We start from the raw sequence: 2,500 nt of genomic DNA on the forward strand, positions 1-2,500 counted from the left end.
TTATATTAGAAGCTTGACGATGACCTACTCTCACATGGGGAAGCCCCACACTACCATCGGCGCTGAGTCGTTTCACTGCTGAGTTCGGGATGGAATCAGGTGGTTCCAACTCGCTATGATCGTCAAGCAAACAGGTATGGTTTGTTTTCGGTCTTATCTACGTTCGTAGTGCCTAATCACACAACCAAATAGGGCGATGAACAAAGTTGTTTTTCGTTTTACTGAGGACACTGTGTATCACACTAAGTCCGTCGATTGATCATGTTATCAATCAGTCGATTCTGTTATATGGTCAAGCCTCACGGGCAATTAGTACTGGTTAGCTCAACGCCTCACAACGCTTCCACACCCAGCCTATCAACGTAGTAGTCTTCTACGGCCCTTTAGGGGATTCAAGATCCCAGGGAAAGCTAATCTTGAAGGAGGCTTCCCGCTTAGATGCTTTCAGCGGTTATCCCGTCCGAACGTAGCTACCCGGCAATGCTATTGGCATAACAACCGGAACACCAGAGGTTCGTTCACTCCGGTCCTCTCGTACTAGGAGCAACTCTTCTCAACTTTCCAACGCCCACGGCAGATAGGGACCGAACTGTCTCACGACGTTCTAAACCCAGCTCGCGTACCACTTTAAATGGCGAACAGCCATACCCTTGGGACCGGCTTCAGCCCCAGGATGTGATGAGCCGACATCGAGGTGCCAAACACCGCCGTCGATGTGAACTCTTGGGCGGTATCAGCCTGTTATCCCCGGAGTACCTTTTATCCGTTGAGCGATGGCCCTTCCATACAGAACCACCGGATCACTATGACCTACTTTCGTACCTGCTCGTCGTGTCAGACTCGCAGTCAAGCTGGCTTGTGCCATTACACTAACCTCCTGATTTCCGACCAGGATTAGCCAACCTTCGTGCTCCTCCGTTACTCTTTGGGAGGAGACCGCCCCAGTCAAACTACCCACCATACACTGTCCGCGATCCAGATAATGGACCTGCGTTAGAACCCCAAACATACCAGGGTGGTATTTCAAGGTTGGCTCCACCACAACTAGCGTCATGGTTTCAAAGCCTCCCACCTATCCTACACAAATAGGTTCAGAGTTCAGTGCAAAGCTATAGTAAAGGTTCACGGGGTCTTTCCGTCTAGCCGCGGGAACACTGCATCTTAACAGCGATTTCAATTTCACTGAGTCTTGGGTGGAGACAGCGTGGCCATCGTTACGCCATTCGTGCAGGTCGGAACTTACCCGACAAGGAATTTCGCTACCTTAGGACCGTTATAGTTACGGCCGCCGTTTACCGGGGCTTCGATCAAGAGCTTCGCCGAAGCTAACCCCATCAATTAACCTTCCGGCACCGGGCAGGCGTCATACCCTATACGTCCACTTACGTGTTTGCAGAGTACTATGTTTTTAATAAACAGTCGCAGCCACCTGGTCACTTCGACCGGTCTCAGCTTAGGGAGCAAGTCCCATCACCAAGGCCGGCGTACCTTCTCCCGAAGTTACGGTACCATTTTGCCTAGTTCCTTCACCCAAGTTCTCTCAAGCGCCTTGGTATTCTCTACCTGATCACCTGTGTCGGTTTACAGTACGGTTCGTTATTACCTGAAGCTTAGAAGCTTTTCCTGGAAGCATGGCATCAACCACTTCGTCTCAAAAATGAGACTCGTCATCAGTTCTCAGCCTTAAGAGCCCGGATTTACCTAAGCTCTCAGCCTACAACCTTAAACACGGACAACCAACGCCGTGATGGCCTAGCCTACTCCGTCCCTCCATCGCAGTAATAACAAGTACAGGAATGTTAACCTGTTTCCCATCGACTACGCATTTCTGCCTCGCCTTAGGGGCCGACTAACCCTATTCCGATTAACGTTGAATAGGAAACCTTGATCTTCCGGCGAGGGGGCTTTTCACCCCCTTTATCGTTACTCATGTCAGCATTCGCACTTCTGATACCTCCAGCATGCTTCTCAACACACCTTCAACGGCTTACAGAACGCTCCCCTACCATGCACAAAGTGCATCCGCAGCTTCGGTTGCTAGTTTTAGCCCCGTTACATCTTCCGCGCAGGCCGACTCGACTAGTGAGCTATTACGCTTTCTTTAAAGGATGGCTGCTTCTAAGCCAACCTCCTAGCTGTCTGAGCCTTCCCACATCGTTTCCCACTTAACTAACATTTGGGACCTTAGCTGGCGGTCTGGGTTGTTGCCCTCTCGACGACGGACGTTAGCACCCGCCGTCTGTCTGCCATGATTGCACTCCACGGTATTCGGAGTTTGCATGGGGTTGGTAAGTCGGGATGACCCCCTAGCCCAAACAGTGCTCTACCCCCGTGGGTGAGACATGACGCACTACCTAAATAGTTTTCGGGGAGAACCAGCTATCTCCCGGCTTGATTAGCCTTTCACTCCGATCCACAAGTCATCCCCTAACTTTTCAACGTTAGTGGGTTCGGTCCTCCAGTCAGTGTTACCTAACCTTCAACCTGCCCATGGATAGAT

At 50.9% G+C, this 2,500-nt stretch carries 2 rRNA genes (1 of these 2 cut by a window edge); both read right to left on the bottom strand.

Annotated features, from left to right (window positions below):
• Window positions 1–11: 11 nt before the first annotated feature.
• Window positions 12–127, bottom strand: a 5S ribosomal RNA gene (gene rrf, locus D568_RS0111565).
• Between the two features lie 161 nt (window positions 128–288).
• Window positions 289–2,500: ribosomal RNA gene (locus D568_RS0111570) — 23S ribosomal RNA — on the bottom strand; it runs 674 nt beyond the window's last position.

This window comes from Gilvimarinus chinensis DSM 19667 (genome assembly GCF_000377745.1).
GTDB lineage: Bacteria > Pseudomonadota > Gammaproteobacteria > Pseudomonadales > Cellvibrionaceae > Gilvimarinus > Gilvimarinus chinensis.